This is a genomic window from Serratia sp. M24T3, assembly GCF_000257645.1.
GTDB lineage: Bacteria > Pseudomonadota > Gammaproteobacteria > Enterobacterales > Enterobacteriaceae > Rouxiella.
Map to the genome: position 1 here is coordinate 23144 of NZ_AJHJ01000002.1, position 15886 is coordinate 39029.

Here is a 15886-nt window from a genome sequence, read left to right on the forward strand (position 1 = left end):
TTTGTTTAATAGCTAGACCACACAGATTGAACGTTAACGATGAAACGATACATAGCGAAATTGTTCAGCAGCGCTTTTTTAAGAAATATATCTTGGAACTTCCTGGGTTATGCTCTGCCGGTGCTTGTCGCTATAGTCATGATCCCGGTGTTACTGAGGCATACCGGCCTTGAGCGCTTTGGGGTTCTTTCGCTGATAATTGTCATCATCGGCTCAGTCACCATTTTTGACTTTGGTATTACCCGCTCCGTTACCAACTCGGTAAGAAAATATCTCGACGAGAAGAATGACGTGGCAATCTTAACGGTGATTAAAACCGGCTGGTACATCATCACCGGGGTTATCCTGATTATCTCCGTACTTTTTTGGGTTGAAAGCCAGTGGATTGCAGTCCATTTGTTCCACGTATCAACCGATGAGATTCGTCAGGAAACCGCTGGCAGCATGCGTATTATCGCTATCAGTTTACCTTTCGTTATTGCTCAAACCGTTTTTGTTGGTGTGATGGAGGCGTTTGGCGCTTTCAAAAAAATCAGTATCGGGAAAGCTCCTTTCTCAATATTGATGTATTTAGCACCGGTTATTATTTCGTTCTACACGCCGAGTCTGTTTTACCTCACACTATCCCTGTGCCTGCTGCGCTGCATCATGGCGGTGGTGTTTTATATGATGATGACCAGTGAAATTCGAAAAATCACATCAATTAAACTCCTGAGCGTAAGGCTGAATAAAGCGATTACCACCGAGCTGGTCAAATATGGCGGCTGGATATCAGTGGGCAATATTATTGCGCCAATTATTCTCTATATTGACCGTTTCTTTGTTGCCTCGATTGTCGGCGCCACCATATTTGCCTACTACACCACGCCTTACGATGTGGTTTCGCGTGTTGCTATTGTAACGGTCAGTGCCTGCGGTGTGCTGTTCCCGGTACTGGTTTCTAAAATCGCTACCGACGTTCGCGCCGCAAACAGTTACTTTAATAAAGTGGTACTGGGGATTTTTGTCGTACTGGTAGGGCCTGCAATAGCCGGGATATTCCTTTCAAAATGGTTCCTGAGCGTTTGGATAAGCCCTGATTTCGCCGCACATTCTTGGGTTATCTTCTCGCTGTTCCTGATTGGCTATCTGATGCACGGTTTGGTGCAACCGGCGTTTATCTGGATTCAGGCCTGCGGCAAGCCGTGGATTATGGCCGTCAGCATGATTGTCGATTTGATTTTGTATGTGATTTATCTGCCTTGGATGACACATCATTACGGCATTCTTGGTGCGGCTATTGCGTGGAACATTCGCGTCGCGCTAGGACTGGTGGTGCTGCATACCATGCGTTACATGCTGTATCGCCGAGAGTTGAAACGTCACCGAATAATCAAACCCGCAGTTGAAACACCGCTGAGTGAATAATTGCTGTCACTGATTTATTCAGCTTAAAAAGTAAAAAAGCAGGTTGCCGATTCATTCGCCAACCTGCTTTTTTTTAGCATAACGTGTTGCAGCGAAAGGTTATTTGTCGCCGAAATGGATCACAGTACGGATTGATTTGCCTTCATGCATCAGGTCAAAGGCTTCGTTGATGCTTTCCAGCGGCAGCTTGTGAGTGATGAAGGGATCGAGTTTAATTTTACCCGCCATTGCATCCTCTACCATCCCCGGCAACTGGGAGCGACCTTTAACGCCACCAAACGCCGAACCTCGCCATACGCGACCGGTCACCAGCTGGAATGGACGGGTTTTGATTTCCTGACCCGCACCTGCAACGCCGATGATTACGCTCTCGCCCCAGCCTTTATGGCAACACTCCAGCGCGGCACGCATCACGTTAACATTGCCGATGCATTCGAAGCTGAACTCCACGCCGCCGTCAGTCATCTCAACAATCATGTCCTGAATCGGTTTGTCGAAATCGTTAGGGTTGATGCAGTCGGTTGCGCCCATTTCACGCGCCAGTGCAAATTTGCCTGAGTTAGTGTCGATGGCAATAATACGGCCCGCTTTCGCCTGCACTGCGCCCTGAATAGCCGCCAAACCAATACCACCCAGCCCAAAAATAGCGACGTTGTCGCCCTCTTTCACTTTTGCAGTGTTGTGAACAGCGCCGATCCCCGTTGTCACGCCGCAGCCCAGCAGGCAAACTTTTTCCAATGGCGCTTCAGGATTGACTTTGGCCAATGAAATTTCGGCGACCACGGTGTACTCGCTGAAAGTACTGGTGCCCATGTAGTGATAAATTGGCTCGCCGTTGTAAGAAAAACGCGTGGTGCCGTCTGGCATCAGGCCTTTACCCTGCGTGGCACGCACGGCCTGGCAGAGGTTGGTTTTACCTGATTTACAGAATTTGCATTCGCCACATTCTGCGGTGTAGAGAGGAATAACGTGATCGCCCGGTTGCAGTGTAGTCACGCCCTCGCCCACTTCAACCACAATACCGCCGCCTTCATGACCCAGTACCGCAGGGAACACGCCTTCGGGATCATCGCCGGAAAGGGTAAAAGCATCAGTATGGCAAACCCCGGTATGGGTGATTTTTACCAGTACTTCACCCTTTTTAGGTGGTGCAACATCGATTTCGACAATTTCAAGAGGCTTGCCGGGACCAAAGGCTACAGCTGCACGAGATTTCATAACGCTTCCTAATCGGTAGATAACAGGTGGCATTGCCGTCTGACGACGGTCAAGACTATTTTAAATATGAGCGGATGAATCCTGAGATATCATCGGTACACTGGGCTCGGTCCTTGAGCGAAGGTTCATCGGCTAACAGGATGTCCTTCATATGGATTTCCATCATTTCGGCCATCAGGCCGTTTGCTGCCCCGCGAATAGCGGCAATTTGTTGCAGCATTGCCACGCAAGGAACATCGCTGCCCAACGCTCTCTCCAGCGCCTCAACTTGCCCGGCAATGCGTCGGATTCGGGTTAAGACTTTTTTCTTGTCTTCTGCTGAGTTTGGCATTTAAGGCGCCCTCCATACTATATGGGGGTATAGTATAATTGTAGAAATGAGATGGCAATAATCAGGGCCGATTAAGTGATTATTATGGCGATCACTAAGCCCAGACAGGATCGAGAAGATTAAAAATATTTCGTTCTACAAGAATATCCTGCGTCAGTGACAAATCAATATCACCCGTTATCTGGTCCATGATCCATTTACCCACCATGCGTAATCCATCTTCGTCCCCTTCAAGGCCGAGTGCAGTCAGCCGAGCACTCACTCTTTCATCATAGTCGCTGTTTAGCATCTGGTATTTTTTCGCATCCGCCGAGGAAAATTTCATTGGGTCTATCCGCCGAGCCACTTCCTGCCACGCTGACCATTGTGCGAACCAACGAGCAAACTCAGTATTTTCTTCCTTTTTTACCTGGTTTACCGCAACCAACAGTTCGTTATGACTGACACGAGCGCAGGCAAAAAATAACATGTCATAAGTTACCGTGCTCAGTTGCAACATCTCTTTCAGCTTCACTTGATAGGCCAAAAAAATTTCAACCTCATCAATGTGCGGAAAATTGTCGCGGCGTAATTGTTGCAGTTTTTCTGCTGCAATCTGTTCAAGTTTATCAAGTCGAAACATCTCACGCCCCAACGAAACCACGGCAGGCAAATTATTGTCCAGTTTCCCCGAGCTGACATTATCCATCGCCAGTGCCCGACACATTTGGCTGTAGCTCAACGCAACGCGATCCTCGCAACTTTCGGTGGCCTCTTTCGCAATGACAAAAGTCATGCTGCGTAGATAAGGGTTTTCAGCCAACTCGGCAAGCCATGTCATAACGTGGCATTTAAAATCTGCATTGTTTCTGGCGCTTTCCGTTCTGCCTAAACGGCGTAGGAATTGTTTAAAAGCTTTTGCATTATCTTCTTTTTCAAAGCTTTCCCATATTCTAAAACGTCCGTGCCGTGCAACCTCAGGTAACCAGCAGCCAATTTCATCATATAGCGTTCTGAGCGCAGGCGTGGGATAGACAACAGTATCGTAATTCAGTGTCGCGCCTTGATACGCGGGATCTTGCTCCAGATTTCGCAATAGTTGATAACTTTGATAGGTAAGAGGGTTTTTTCGTAAAAAAATAAAGCAGCTTGACGGCAAAAAACCCAGATTCTCCGGCAGGTTAGATAACTGGTTGTCGTTACAATTGAGCATCTGCAACATAACAGGATAGACGGCCTGAATATTTACCAGACGATTATTGTTGGCTTTAATAACCGTCAACGACTCGGGAAATTGCTCCGGCAATGAACGCAAAAGGTTATGACTTACCAATAAAGACCGCAGACTTTCCGGCAGCTTATCGGGCAGTTGATTAATATTATTGTTACTCAAATCTATATGCCGTAACTGCAAAGGCAAAATAGCGGGCAGCGTGTGAATCTGATTAAATTTAGCCAGTAATGTTTTTAAATCTGAGGGTAAACTCGTCAGCATTGTCAGGCGGTTATTGCTGATTTTTAGATAATTTAATTTTGGTGGCCAGGTTTGAGGCAAAGTCTCGATTTTATTATTATTGGCAAAGAGCTTGACGATCTTGGGAGGCAATATTGGTGGAAGTTCAGACAGGCCAAGCGCGCTTAAGTCCAGTTCAATCGATCCTCTCTGCATACAATCTTCCAACCTGCGAATGGCTAATTCCCGATGCTCTCCGCTGCCACCTAAAGCATTCTTGCCCCACTCTTTCCATACTGCAGAATAATCCAGCATAGTTTTGCAGTTTTTGGCTTTCGAAGAACACTCGGCCTGAAAACATTCAAGCGCAGATCCTTGAGGAGATATTTGATTATTAAGTTGACGAGAAGGGGCTAACATAATGCTTCACTATCCTTGTATTTGGCGAGGTCAGATTTTTATCTGCTGATCTCTATTGGGCAACAAAGCAGTATGCGCGGCGGGGGAAACATATTATTTCAGAATTCGATTATTTTATTGGCTGAGCGCCATTTTTGAAACAGATTCGTGAAGATTGCCGAGGGTGCAGAAATAATTTAATGTCTCAAGAACTCAATCGTATACGCTGTTATAAAAAGTACAAAACCGAGGATATCGGTGGCAGCAGGATCAATATATTATTTCGCATTGATACCCACTGCCGCGGCCTATTCGAGCATTTTTAGCGCCGCTGATACCACCGCCTGCATATCTTCGCGGCTGCGGCCAGTCTTGCCAATGACGCGCATACCCTGTGTCACGCTGAGCAACGCCCTGCCCAACACTTGCTCGTCGGCCGTGGCCATAATTGAGCCATCTTGCTTGCCTGCCGCGATGAGTCCGCTCAACATTTTCTCACTGTTGGCCAAACTAACCCGCACCTTTTGGGCAATCTCTTCGTCAAAGGTCGCCAATTCGGTCGCGCCGTTAACGACCAGACAACCCAAAATACCCTGAGCACCCTGCGCCGATTCGGCATAAAACATCAGCGCGGCCTCAAGCTGCGCGCGTCCGGTTACCGCTGATGAGATAGCCTGAGCTAACTGGGCGTTACGCACCAATTTATATCGGTCAAACGCGGCAATGAAAATCGCTCGTTTGTCTTTGAAAGCTTTATACACGCTGCCCGCGGCCAGTTCCATTGCCTGAGTCAGATCATTAATTGAGCTGGCGTGATATCCCCGCTCGGAGAACACCAGAATCGCCTTGTCCAGTGCCTGATCCATGTCGAATTCGCGCGGCCTGCCGCGAGATCGGGTAACATTATTTTTTAGGTGAGTAACAGTGTTTTCATTCATAGGCTGAATATAGGGAATGGGGATTTTCTAATCAAGGATTATCTCGAGCCGAAGGGTGACAAAGCCTTGTAAAAAAGCCCCGAATTGCTGCGGGGCCTGCATTACATTATTTATTGGCGCGTGCCGCGATGATGTCATCGGCGACGTTACGGGGTGCTTCTGCGTAATGATGGAATTCCATGGTGTAAGTTGCACGGCCCTGTGACATTGACCGCAACACGGTGGAATAACCAAACATTTCCGACAGCGGTACTTCGGCTTTAATCAGTTTGCCGCCTCCGCCGAGAATCTCCTCCATACCCTGCACCGTTCCGCGCCGTGAAGACAGATCGCCCATCACGCTGCCCGCGTAGTCTTCCGGTGTTTCCACCTCAACGCGCATCATCGGTTCGAGGATAACCGGGCTGGCTAATCTGGCGGCTTCCTTGAAGCCAAAAATCGCCGCCATCTTGAATGCCATTTCCGATGAATCCACTTCGTGATAAGAACCGAAAGTCAGCGTGACTTTTACGTCAACCACCGGATATCCGGCCAGAATCCCGCTACCAAGGGCTTCAACAACCCCTTTCTCCACTGCCGGAATAAACTCGCGCGGCACGACACCGCCCTTGGTGGCATCTACAAACGCAAATCCTTTACCGGATTCCTGCGGCTCCAGCGTAAACACCACGTGACCATACTGGCCTTTACCCCCAGACTGACGCACAAATTTCCCATCTACGTCGTCAACTTTCTTGCGCACCGTCTCTCGATAGGTGACCTGAGGTTTACCGATATTCGCCTCAACGCCAAACTCACGTTTCATACGGTCAACAATGATCTCCAGATGCAGCTCGCCCATCCCGGAAATAATGGTTTGCCCGGACTCTTCGTCAGTGCGGATGCGGAACGACGGATCTTCCGACGCCAGCCGCTGTAGTGCGATACCCATTTTTTCCTGATCGGCCTTGGTTTTCGGCTCGATAGCCTGCGATATCACCGGCTCGGGAAATTCCATGCGTACCAGCGTTATCACCGCGTTCGGATCAGACAACGTCTCGCCGGTAGTGACTTCCTTAAGTCCGACGCAGGCGGCAATATCACCGGCCCGGATCTCGTCCACCTCGTGGCGCTGATTGGCATGCATCTGCACGATACGCCCGATGCGTTCTTTCTTGCCACGAATCGGGTTATACACGCTGTCACCCTTGGACAGCACGCCCGAATACACTCGAACGAAAGTCAGCTGGCCAACATAGGGGTCAGTCATCAGTTTGAAAGCCAGCGCCGAGAATTTCTCGCCGTCATCGGCCTCGCGATGCACCTCATTGCCGTCTTCATCTGTTCCCACGACGGGCGGAATATCCAGCGGCGAAGGCATCAGTTCGACCACCGCGTCGAGCATCCGCTGCACGCCTTTATTCTTAAAGGCACTGCCGCACAGCATCGGCTGGATCTCGCCGGCAATGGTGCGCTGACGCAGACCGTAAGTGATCTCTTCCTCACTTAATTCTCCTCCTTCGAGATACTTGGTCATCAGCTCGTCGGAAACCTCAGCCGCGGCTTCAACCATCTTGCCACGCCACTCTTCGGCAAGCGACTGCAGCTCGGCCGGGATCGGTGCGTAGCTGAAGGTCATGCCCTGTGTGGCATCATCCCATAGAATGGCGCGCATTTTGCGCAGATCCACCACGCCGGTGAAATGCTCTTCACTGCCGATTGGAATAACGATCGGCACCGGATTAGCCTTGAGACGGTCGATCATCATCTGCCGCACGCGGAAGAAATCTGCGCCAGGACGGTCCATCTTGTTGACGAACGCCAGACGCGGCACTTTATATTTATTCGCCTGACGCCACACCGTTTCGGACTGCGGCTGTACGCCACCGACCGAGTCATAAACCATCACCGCACCATCAAGAACGCGCATCGAACGTTCCACTTCAATGGTGAAATCGACGTGCCCCGGTGTGTCGATAATATTAATGCGGTGCTCTTCAAGAGAGTGGTCCATTCCGCGCCAGAAACAGGTCACCGCCGCCGAGGTAATAGTGATGCCACGCTCTTGCTCCTGCTCCATCCAGTCCGTAGTTGCTCCACCGTCATGCACTTCGCCTAATTTATGGTTCATGCCGGTGTAGAACAGGATGCGCTCGGTGGTGGTCGTTTTACCGGCGTCGATGTGTGCTGAGATACCGATATTGCGGTAGCGCTCAATGGGAGTTTTGCGAGCCATATAATATCCTTAGTGAGGATGGCTAATTAATCAGGCGAGGATTTCTTCCCCGTCGGCGTTAACATCTTGTTGTAAAGCGTTAGCATACTACAATTGTACGAGTATATACGAACAATCGTTAATGGCTATCAGTGTCATAGCGTTAGGCTTAGAAATGCGCCGTTGCAACGGTGAGAACGTCTGAGCTATCATTCGCGGCTCAAAAGCCTGTTGGAAGGCCATTAAACCGTTTTAATGAGTATTGAACAGGAAAGATATGATTGCCAATCACCCAGAACGTGAGCAGATCCGCCTGGAAAATGTCCTGATGGCCATGGGAAACCCGCTGCGCCTGGCGGTGGTACAAAAGCTGGCCGGGGGTGGCGAACACCCCTGCGGCACACTTTTGCAGGGACTGTCGAAATCGACCCTGACCCATCACTGGCGAGTGTTGCGTGATAGCGGTGTGATTTGGCAACGGCCCGACGGGCGCGCCAACTTGTTGTCTCTGCGCCGCGAGGATTTAGACGCGCGCTTCCCGGGGCTGCTCGACTCTCTGCTGCACGCGGCTGAAAACGACACCATTACGCTAGAATCAACCTCCCGTCACCTGCGTGGCGAGAATGACGACGAAGAATAAAACTCAACGCGACTCCTCAAGCTGATTTTTCACCAGTTCACAAAAAGTGTTAACCATCGCCGAAGCCTGTGTTTCCTTGCGCTGAGTAAGATCTTTACGCGGCGTTGGCTCTTTTCTTTGTGCCAGATAAAGTGGCGCGTGTAATTCGGCATCCGCCGCCAGTGGCAGGTAAACCACGCCGTCACCGCCCAGCCTGACCATACAGGCAGGAACGATAGAAACGCCTAATCCCGCGCCTACCAAACTTAAACACGAGGTAAGACGCGGCGCTTCCTGAACAATACGTGGGCTAAATCCCGCCCGATAGCAGGCCGCAAGAATAGCGTCGTACAGCCCCTGTCCGGCTGGACGTCGATAAAGTATAAATCCTTCATTTAGCAACGTTTTCAAGGCGACGGCATTGCTGGCCCCCTGCGCCAACGGGTGTCCCACCGGCAAGGCAACCATCATCGGCTCTTGCAATATTCGCTCGATTTTAAGTTCAGGCATGCCCAGCACCGGGGTGCGCACAAAAGCCACGTCCAGCGTGCGGTTCACCAATCCCTGTAACAACTCGGTACTGCCAGACTCTTCCAACTGGGTGGTAACCATTGGATAAACTTCACGATAGCGGCGCAGCACGTTGGGTACAAAAGCGTGCAGCGCCGCAGAACTGGTAAAACCGATGCGAATATTCCCCTGCTTACCTTCGGTCGCCCGTTGCATGGTGGCCAACAGTGTTTCTGACCGCTCGAGCAAGGCTTTAGCCTCTTGATACAGCACTTTACCCACCTCTGTGGGCTCAACGCCGCGCGGATAACGCTGCAGTAGCTTGACATTAAACTCCTCTTCAAGGGCCTGTAAAAGACGGGTCAACGGCGGTTGCTGGATAAACAATCGCTGCGCTGCACGGGTAATGTTGCCTTCTTCGACCACGGTTACAAATGCCCTTAGTCGGCGTAATTCAATCTCTGCCATACCTTTTAGGTATCCTTTATGTTCTTCAAATGCATTAGACATCGCAGCACAGCAACTGGCATCATACTTAAAAACCATACCTCAATTAACTTTTATTATCACTGAGCGCTTCATGTCAGCACCTATAAATAGCAATGCCAGCAGTGAGCAGATTATCGAGCATCACCCTGTACAACCGGGATGTCGTGAACTTTTTATGGGCTTTTTTATTTTAGGATTGACCGGTTTCGGCGGCGTTCTGCCAATGGCGCGGCGGATGATAGTCGAAAAGAAAAATTGGCTGAATGGTGATGAGTTTACCGAGCTGCTGGGACTGTGCCAGTTTCTGCCGGGCGGCAATATCATAAATTTATCAGTAGCACTCGGCAATGAGTTTCAGGGACTGCGCGGGGCTTTGGCCGCTATTTTCGGTCTAATTCTCGCGCCTACGGCGATTGTGGTCTGCCTGGGAGTAGTCTATGCCCGCTACCAAAACGATCCGATTGTCGAACACCTGTTTGCCGGTCTGGCAGCTGGCGCGGCGGGCCTGCTTTTATCGACCGGCATTAAAATGCTGCTGCCATTGAAAGGCAAATGGTTACAGTTGGCGATAGTCATTGTTGGGATTATCGCTATCGCAGGCCTCAGGCTACCCATGCTGCTGGTGATGCTGATACTGGCACCTGTCAGCATCTTTCTGTTCTGGAGAAGACAGCAATGATCGGCGTTTTGATCACCTTGGGGCTGCTGTTTACCCTGCTTTCAGTGATGGCCTTTGGCGGTGGCAATACCATCCTGCCCGAGATGCAGCGTGAAGTCGTGCAGAACCATCATTGGATGAGCGCCCAGGAATTCAGTGCTCTGTTTGCTTTAGCCCAGGCGGCACCAGGCCCAAATATGATGATCGTGCCTTTAGTTGGCTGGCAAGTCGCCGGTTGGGCCGGTTTACTGGTGTCATCGCTGGCAAAATTCGGGCCGTCGTCAATTATCACCTTAATCGTGATGGGCGGCTGGAAACGTTACAAAGACAAACCGTGGCGTCGCATTGTACAAAGCGGGCTGGTGCCAGTGACTGTCGGCCTGGTAGTGTCCAGCGGACTGCTGATCGCCGAGGCTTCGGCCACCAGCGTGGCGCTGGGCGGCGTGATAGTGCTCTGCACGCTGCTGGCAATGAATAAAAAGATCCACCCACTGTGGGTATTGGCCGTTGGCGCCGTGCTGGGCCTGATCCTTGCCTGATAATATTTAATTTTTCCCAATGGCGGTTTAACACGGCACCTAAAAGCCGGATGTTAAATCTCGATAAAACCGCCATCACCGCGTTGCGACAATCGACAGGTAGCCTCAAGGAAGAAGCTCTTGTCGGTTGACCCCATTGCTAGATTCTTTGCCCTCTCTACAGGCGCTTTGCCCGTTAACTGCGATATTGAGCAGTGGAGGGGCCGTATCCGATAACAAACTCACGCCAGAAGAAAACTGTGCTGCCGACAGCAACTCGCCAAGTCCATCGGACGCGCTCACCCAGCACTGTGGAATTCGTAAGGTCTCAGCCACGGGCACGCTTTTGGCACTGCTTGGCACTCGGGTGTTTATTTTGCTCGCAGCAATACAGTTGTTAACATTCTTGGCATCACCGCGCCTCCCTGCTCGGCTCGACCAGCAAAAACGCTCCCGACAGAACGGAGGCGTTTGTAGGCAAAACTCGACAGTCAGCAAATAATCTAAAACTCTGTAACACTTTAAATCTCAAATAATTATGCCGCTTTTATCGCACGAATCTTCTTACCCTCCTCCGCCTCTATAGAAACAGTTTCGGATGTTTCTGCATTTTCAATAACTGGTTCAAACTGCTGCTCTTTTGCCTCTAATTCAGGCAGTTTGCTGGTACGCAGAATATGCTGGACAGCTTCTTTTTGCTCGGCAAGGAACAAGCCGGTATTTTCAGCCTGAGCATCATCAAGTTCAAGCCCGCTCTGTAACAGCCAGTCAGTGAAAACCTCAGCCATATCAAGCATTTTGTCATAGGCATCGGCTTCTTTCTTGCTGGCAAATGTCATTTTCTCTTCACCTTTTCTGACTACCACAAATTTTGTTTCAACAGCCATGATTAATCTCCTATACTGTAATTATATACAGTATAGCAGTAACATTCGCTGGATGCAGCTTCATTTTCACTTTATTGTCATAAATGTTGTGCTTTATAAGCTATGTGGAAATTTAGTATTTTAATTGTCTACACTTAGTCAAACGTTGATGGATGTTGGTTATCAGGAATAGTTGCACGGAGGAACCATGTTGGGTTATGTCGCCTATTTAGTGCAAAGCAGAGGAGTGCCCTTATGATAATAACCGCTTTGGTGGCTGCGATTATATGCAGCGTTCTCGTTTTCATGCAGTTTGCGTCTCTCGCCGTCTCTTTATGGCGGATCACCCGTAAAATGAATCAGGATGCCCTGCCGGAAACGCTGCCTTTTATTGCAGTCATGAGACCTCTTTGCGGCAAAGATACCTACGAAGAGGAAACCTTGCGGTCTAGTTTCCTGCTCGATTATCCAGATTATGAAATACTGTTTTGTGTCGCCTCGCAATCTGACCCGGTCGTCGGGTTGGTAGAACAGCTGATGGCTGAATATCCCCGCCAGCGAGCGAGACTATTGATCGGCGACGATAAAATTTCCGCCAATCCTAAGTTAAATAATCTAAACAAGGCCTGGTTCCAAACCTCCGCAAAATGGGCAGTGATGGCTGATAGCAATCTGCTGTTGCCTGCCAATTACCTGCAAATGCTGCTTTCCTCTTATGACGAAGAGGCCGGAATGGTCAGTTCTCCGGCTATCGGCGTGCGTCCCAAGAATATCTGGGGGGCACTCGAAGCCGCCACGCTTAACACCTATCAAGCCCGCTGGCAGTTCCTTTCTGACTGGGCCGGTGCTGGATTTGCCCAGGGTAAAACCATGTTTTGGCGCTGCGATGTGCTCAATAACGGCGGTGGCATGCCTGCGCTAGGGCGTGAGATCGCAGAGGATTTGGCAGCGACCAAGGTCGTTCGCCGCGCAGGTTTGAAAGTACGATTGGCTCCTCAGCCGTTTGCACATCCGATTGGCAAGCGGAGTTTGTCCGCAGTTTGGGGACGACAGCTGCGCTGGGCACGTATCAGGCGTTCGGGCGTCTTCTGGCTGTTCCTGCCTGAAATCACGCAAGGGCTGTTACCGGCACTGATTGCGGCTATTTATTTGTCGGCCAGCGGCAACGTTTCCTGGTACTTCCCCCCTGCCCTGACCGTACTTTGGTATGCTGCCGAATGGATTTTCGCTCGCACTTTAGGCTGGCCACATAAGTGGCGCGACGTGCTCGCCATGGTAATTCGCGATATCATGCTGCCGGCGTTATGGATTTGGTGCTGGGCCGGACGCAGTTTTGTCTGGCGTGGAACGATGCTGAAAAACGAGACATCTGCCACAGTCAACGAGCAACACGGGAAGTAATAAGGATAAATTTCGGCATGTTCGATCTGCAGTCGATTGATGAGTTAGTAAGAGAGTATGGTTTACTGTTACTTGCCCCCTTGGCAGTTATCGAGGGGCCAATTGTTACTGTGATTGCTGCCTATGCTGCCAGGTTGGGCTACTTTAGCTTACCGGCGGTGTGTATCATCGTTATTCTTGCCGACCTGATCGGCGATGCCGGATATTATTGTCTGGGTCGCTGGGCGATACAGTCCAACGGTGAACCGCCTAAATGGTTGAGTTTCCTGGGTCTGAACAAGGCGAGACTGGCCACCGTGGTGACCAGCTTTGATAAGCACGGCGGCCGTTTGTTGGTAATAGGAAAACTCACCCATTCAGCGGGCGCTGTAGTGCTCGTGGCCTCTGGAATGGCGCGTATGCGCTTTAGTCATTTTATTTTCTATAATGCCGTGGCGCAGGTGCCTAAAAGCCTGTTTTTTGTCGCCATTGGTTGGTCATTTGGACACGTGATTGGGCAGGTCGATCACTGGATTGCCTATCTTTCAGTAGGTATGTTGCTGCTGTTGATCGCAGGAGGCGTCGTATGGATAAAAACCCAGAAAGGATAAGCGTGAGCTGCATTATTCCGGCTCACAATGAGGCTCGGCGCATCGGTAAAGTTTTGGACGCCGTCGTTGGTCATCCACTGATTGGCGAAATTATTGTCGTTGATGATTGCTCTTCTGACGATACCGCCGCACAGGCACAGCGTGATGGCGTCATGCTTATTCCTTTGCCAAAGAATCTCGGCAAAAGTGGTGCGGTTGCAAGCGGTATTGCGGCCGCCTCGGGCAGCCATTTGCTGCTGCTGGATGCTGACTTGGTAGGATTGACGGCCAACGATATCAATGCCTTGCTGCAGCCGGTTCTTTCACAGCAGGTGGATGTCACCTTGAGCCTGCGGCGTAACAGCCCGCGGCTTTGGCACCTGATTGGTCTGGACTATATTTCCGGCGAACGCGTGTTTCCTCGCAGTCTGGTGGCTTCACGACTGGCCGAGATTCGCGCATTGGCAAACTTTGGTCTGGAGGTTTGGCTTAACCGACTGTGGATTGCAGAAAATTACCGCATCGCAGTGGTCCATTGGCCCGACGTTATTAGTCCGTATAAAGCACAAAAAATGGGCTGGCTGCGCGGCATTAAAGCTGACTGCGCCATGACGCGGGATATTTTGCGCACCATCAGTCTAAGGCAGATACTGCAACAAATTATGGCGATGAAACGCCAATCCCCGCCTCTGTCCCAGCCAAACGATGCCTCTGCATCATAATAACCAGGATCGGTCTCTCGACTGAGCCGATCCGTTTCTTGATTTTCAGTTCTGCATTTCAATATCCGAGCCGATAAAAGCTTTAAGCTCTGCCGATGATGCCTGCTCGAAGAAGGTTTCGGCTCGTCCCTGTTCGCCAATTTTGCCATTGTGCATAAAGATAATCCTGCCTGCCATCTGGCGAGCAAATGCCATTTCATGAGTCACCAGCACCATAGTCATCCCACCTTTTGCCAGCATGGCCATTACAGCAAGCACCTCGGCAGTGAGCTCGGGGTCCAGCGCCGAGGTCACCTCATCAAACAGCATGACCTTGGGTTTCATTGCCAGCGACCGCGCGATTGCAACCCGCTGCTGCTGGCCGCCAGATAGCTGACTGGCATAACTTTCGGCCTTGTCCGCCAGCCCAACCATCTGCAGCATCTCCTGCGCCGTGGCTCTGGCCTCGCTACGGCTGACTTTTTTCACCCGCATGGGTGCCAGCATGATATTTTCCTCCACCGTCAGGTGCGGGAAAAGGTTATAGCTTTGAAACACCATGCCAACATCCTGTCGCATGGCGCGCAGCCGAAGTTTATCTTCTCCCAGCTCGTGACCCGCTACCGCAATATAACCGCTGTCGGCCTTCTCAAGGCCGTTCAGACAGCGCAGTAAAGTGCTCTTGCCCGAACCGCTGCGACCAATTAGCGCCACCACTTCGCCCTGCTCAACCTTTAACGACACGCCTTTTAGCACGGCGAGACTGCCAAAACTTTTATGAATATCTTGCACCGAAATCATTTCCATTACTTACCTCAACGGATTGCTGTTCAACAGGCTAATTAAAAGGTCGGCAACGATGGCAACGGCGTTTTCATCCATTTTTCATAGATGCGCGCCAAATCACCGGCCTGATCGTGAACAAAAATCACGGTATTAATCCAGTGCAGCAGATCCGGTTGCCCGTAGCGCAGTCCTACGCCGTAAAAACTTTTCAGGTACGTCAGCTTGTTTTCGAAATGCTTATCGGGATAGCGCAGATTCAGTTCCGCAGCCAAATAGTTAACCGTGCCAATTGCGTCAACCTGTCCGGTTGCCAGCGCATTCAGAGTGGTGCTGTCATCTTCAAAACGAATCAGTTGCATGCCGGGAATATGCGCGGCGGCAAGCACCTTTTCATGTGCGGTTCCACGCGTTACGCCAACTTTCAGCCCTTTGAGATCGTCGAGTGCATGAATAATATGCGTTGGACCGGCTACGATGACAGACTGATGTCCGCCGTAAGGATTCGAAAAGGCAATCGTGCGCGCCCTTTCGGTATAAATTCCAAAACTGGCGACAATAAAGTCGACTTTATCGGTCAAGAGTGAAGGAATACGGTTCTGCCCGGTAATCGGCACCAGCACCAGCTTTACGCCAAGATCTTTTGCCAGCAGGTTGGCCATATCAACATCTAATCCGGCAGGCTGCATTTTCTCATCCAGCGAGCCAAAAGGCGCAGTACTGAGATCGACACCGATACGCACTTCGCCACGGGAAATAATATCATCCGGGGTTTCGGCTCTGGCGGTATTAATCAGACCTATGCAGACAATAAACAGCGTGGCACAAAGTAAATACAAACGACGAGTCATGG

Annotated in this window: 17 protein-coding genes; 7 read left to right on the forward strand and 10 right to left on the reverse strand. The window is 50.5% G+C overall.

Going from position 1 to position 15886, the window contains the following annotated elements:
- Nucleotides 1–39 precede the first annotated feature (39 nt).
- Nucleotides 40–1407 carry an oligosaccharide flippase family protein gene (locus SPM24T3_RS01830; protein WP_009634980.1) on the forward strand — a complete coding sequence of 456 codons (1368 nt, stop codon included), beginning with the start codon at nucleotides 40–42 and terminating at the stop codon, nucleotides 1405–1407.
- 99 nt (nucleotides 1408–1506) lie between these two features.
- On the opposite strand, the gene SPM24T3_RS01835 is transcribed toward SPM24T3_RS01830, so the two are convergent.
- The 5 genes from SPM24T3_RS01835 to fusA form a co-directional block, all read right to left on the reverse strand.
- Nucleotides 1507–2625 carry an S-(hydroxymethyl)glutathione dehydrogenase/class III alcohol dehydrogenase gene (locus SPM24T3_RS01835; protein WP_009634981.1) on the reverse strand — a complete coding sequence of 373 codons (1119 nt, stop codon included), beginning with the start codon at nucleotides 2623–2625 and terminating at the stop codon, nucleotides 1507–1509.
- A gap of 55 nt (nucleotides 2626–2680) precedes the next feature.
- Nucleotides 2681–2956 carry a metal/formaldehyde-sensitive transcriptional repressor gene (locus SPM24T3_RS01840; RefSeq protein WP_009634982.1) on the reverse strand — a complete coding sequence of 92 codons (276 nt, stop codon included), beginning with the start codon at nucleotides 2954–2956 and terminating at the stop codon, nucleotides 2681–2683.
- Between the two features lie 94 nt (nucleotides 2957–3050).
- Nucleotides 3051–4808: an NEL-type E3 ubiquitin ligase domain-containing protein gene (locus SPM24T3_RS01845; RefSeq protein ID WP_009634983.1), complete on the reverse strand. Its 1758-nt coding sequence runs from the start codon at nucleotides 4806–4808 to the stop codon at nucleotides 3051–3053.
- A gap of 287 nt (nucleotides 4809–5095) precedes the next feature.
- Nucleotides 5096–5653, reverse strand: a complete 558-nt coding sequence (locus tag SPM24T3_RS01850) for a TetR/AcrR family transcriptional regulator (RefSeq protein WP_009634984.1) — start codon at nucleotides 5651–5653, stop codon at nucleotides 5096–5098.
- A 178-nt stretch (nucleotides 5654–5831) separates the two neighbouring features.
- Entirely contained in the window at nucleotides 5832–7940 is a 2109-nt protein-coding gene (fusA, locus tag SPM24T3_RS01855) for an elongation factor G (protein ID WP_009634985.1), read from the reverse strand.
- 256 nt (nucleotides 7941–8196) lie between these two features.
- Between fusA and SPM24T3_RS01860 the strand changes: the two genes are divergently transcribed.
- Nucleotides 8197–8559: a helix-turn-helix transcriptional regulator gene (locus SPM24T3_RS01860; protein WP_009634986.1), complete on the forward strand. Its 363-nt coding sequence runs from the start codon at nucleotides 8197–8199 to the stop codon at nucleotides 8557–8559.
- A 3-nt stretch (nucleotides 8560–8562) separates the two neighbouring features.
- Here the strand turns inward: SPM24T3_RS01860 and SPM24T3_RS01865 are convergent, their stop codons facing one another.
- Nucleotides 8563–9516, reverse strand: a complete 954-nt coding sequence (locus SPM24T3_RS01865; protein ID WP_009634987.1) for a LysR family transcriptional regulator — start codon at nucleotides 9514–9516, stop codon at nucleotides 8563–8565.
- 112 nt (nucleotides 9517–9628) lie between these two features.
- Between SPM24T3_RS01865 and SPM24T3_RS01870 the strand changes: the two genes are divergently transcribed.
- Together SPM24T3_RS01870 and SPM24T3_RS01875 are read left to right on the forward strand one after the other, a co-directional pair.
- Nucleotides 9629–10216 (forward strand): chromate transporter, encoded by a 588-nt coding sequence (locus SPM24T3_RS01870; protein WP_009634988.1) that lies wholly within the window; start codon nucleotides 9629–9631, stop codon nucleotides 10214–10216.
- Nucleotides 10213–10734 carry a chromate transporter gene (locus SPM24T3_RS01875; RefSeq protein ID WP_009634989.1) on the forward strand — a complete coding sequence of 174 codons (522 nt, stop codon included), beginning with the start codon at nucleotides 10213–10215 and terminating at the stop codon, nucleotides 10732–10734. The genes SPM24T3_RS01870 and SPM24T3_RS01875 overlap by 4 nt, the downstream gene beginning before the upstream one ends.
- 105 nt (nucleotides 10735–10839) lie before the next feature.
- Here the strand turns inward: SPM24T3_RS01875 and SPM24T3_RS25365 are convergent, their stop codons facing one another.
- Together SPM24T3_RS25365 and SPM24T3_RS01880 are read right to left on the reverse strand one after the other, a co-directional pair.
- Nucleotides 10840–11049 (reverse strand): hypothetical protein, encoded by a 210-nt coding sequence (locus SPM24T3_RS25365; protein ID WP_157135226.1) that lies wholly within the window; start codon nucleotides 11047–11049, stop codon nucleotides 10840–10842.
- A gap of 200 nt (nucleotides 11050–11249) precedes the next feature.
- The gene (locus tag SPM24T3_RS01880; RefSeq protein WP_009634990.1) at nucleotides 11250–11600 is read right to left on the reverse strand and encodes a YebG family protein; all 351 of its coding nucleotides are present in this window, start codon (nucleotides 11598–11600) and stop codon (nucleotides 11250–11252) included.
- 285 nt (nucleotides 11601–11885) lie between these two features.
- Here SPM24T3_RS01880 and SPM24T3_RS01885 point away from each other — a divergent pair, with 285 nt between their 5' ends.
- Genes SPM24T3_RS01885 through SPM24T3_RS01895 form a run of 3 tightly spaced genes read left to right on the forward strand, consistent with a single transcriptional unit; the run spans nucleotide 11886 to nucleotide 14271 of the window.
- Nucleotides 11886–12980 carry a ceramide glucosyltransferase gene (locus SPM24T3_RS01885; protein WP_237712956.1) on the forward strand — a complete coding sequence of 365 codons (1095 nt, stop codon included), beginning with the start codon at nucleotides 11886–11888 and terminating at the stop codon, nucleotides 12978–12980.
- Nucleotides 12981–12997: 17 nt separating this feature from the next.
- Nucleotides 12998–13570 carry a DedA family protein gene (locus tag SPM24T3_RS01890; protein WP_009634992.1) on the forward strand — a complete coding sequence of 191 codons (573 nt, stop codon included), beginning with the start codon at nucleotides 12998–13000 and terminating at the stop codon, nucleotides 13568–13570.
- A complete protein-coding gene (locus SPM24T3_RS01895; RefSeq protein WP_009634993.1) occupies nucleotides 13546–14271 on the forward strand; it encodes a glycosyltransferase family 2 protein in 726 nt (241 codons plus the stop codon). Before SPM24T3_RS01890 ends, SPM24T3_RS01895 begins: the two co-directional genes overlap by 25 nt.
- A gap of 45 nt (nucleotides 14272–14316) precedes the next feature.
- On the opposite strand, the gene SPM24T3_RS01900 is transcribed toward SPM24T3_RS01895, so the two are convergent.
- Entirely contained in the window at nucleotides 14317–15057 is a 741-nt protein-coding gene (locus SPM24T3_RS01900; RefSeq protein WP_009634994.1) for an amino acid ABC transporter ATP-binding protein, read from the reverse strand.
- Between the two features lie 35 nt (nucleotides 15058–15092).
- On the reverse strand, nucleotides 15093–15884 hold the full coding sequence (locus tag SPM24T3_RS01905; RefSeq protein ID WP_009634995.1) for a transporter substrate-binding domain-containing protein: 792 nt from the start codon (nucleotides 15882–15884) through the stop codon (nucleotides 15093–15095).
- Between the last annotated feature and the right edge of the window lie 2 nt (nucleotides 15885–15886).

Bases quoted from the DNA above. Each gene is read 5' to 3' on its own strand.
- SPM24T3_RS01830 (WP_009634980.1), top strand. From the start codon at position 40: ATGAAACGATACATAGCGAAATTGTTCAGCAGCGCTTTTTTAAGAAAT.
- SPM24T3_RS01835 (WP_009634981.1), bottom strand. From the start codon at position 2,625: ATGAAATCTCGTGCAGCTGTAGCCTTTGGTCCCGGCAAGCCTCTTGAA.
- SPM24T3_RS01840 (WP_009634982.1), bottom strand. From the start codon at position 2,956: ATGCCAAACTCAGCAGAAGACAAGAAAAAAGTCTTAACCCGAATCCGA.
- SPM24T3_RS01845 (WP_009634983.1), bottom strand. From the start codon at position 4,808: ATGTTAGCCCCTTCTCGTCAACTTAATAATCAAATATCTCCTCAAGGA.
- SPM24T3_RS01850 (WP_009634984.1), bottom strand. From the start codon at position 5,653: ATGGATCAGGCACTGGACAAGGCGATTCTGGTGTTCTCCGAGCGGGGA.
- fusA (WP_009634985.1), bottom strand. From the start codon at position 7,940: ATGGCTCGCAAAACTCCCATTGAGCGCTACCGCAATATCGGTATCTCA.
- SPM24T3_RS01860 (WP_009634986.1), top strand. From the start codon at position 8,197: ATGATTGCCAATCACCCAGAACGTGAGCAGATCCGCCTGGAAAATGTC.
- SPM24T3_RS01865 (WP_009634987.1), bottom strand. From the start codon at position 9,516: ATGGCAGAGATTGAATTACGCCGACTAAGGGCATTTGTAACCGTGGTC.
- SPM24T3_RS01870 (WP_009634988.1), top strand. From the start codon at position 9,629: ATGTCAGCACCTATAAATAGCAATGCCAGCAGTGAGCAGATTATCGAG.
- SPM24T3_RS01875 (WP_009634989.1), top strand. From the start codon at position 10,213: ATGATCGGCGTTTTGATCACCTTGGGGCTGCTGTTTACCCTGCTTTCA.
- SPM24T3_RS01880 (WP_009634990.1), bottom strand. From the start codon at position 11,600: ATGGCTGTTGAAACAAAATTTGTGGTAGTCAGAAAAGGTGAAGAGAAA.
- SPM24T3_RS01885 (WP_237712956.1), top strand. From the start codon at position 11,886: ATGCAGTTTGCGTCTCTCGCCGTCTCTTTATGGCGGATCACCCGTAAA.
- SPM24T3_RS01890 (WP_009634992.1), top strand. From the start codon at position 12,998: ATGTTCGATCTGCAGTCGATTGATGAGTTAGTAAGAGAGTATGGTTTA.
- SPM24T3_RS01895 (WP_009634993.1), top strand. From the start codon at position 13,546: ATGGATAAAAACCCAGAAAGGATAAGCGTGAGCTGCATTATTCCGGCT.
- SPM24T3_RS01900 (WP_009634994.1), bottom strand. From the start codon at position 15,057: ATGGAAATGATTTCGGTGCAAGATATTCATAAAAGTTTTGGCAGTCTC.
- SPM24T3_RS01905 (WP_009634995.1), bottom strand. From the start codon at position 15,884: ATGACTCGTCGTTTGTATTTACTTTGTGCCACGCTGTTTATTGTCTGC.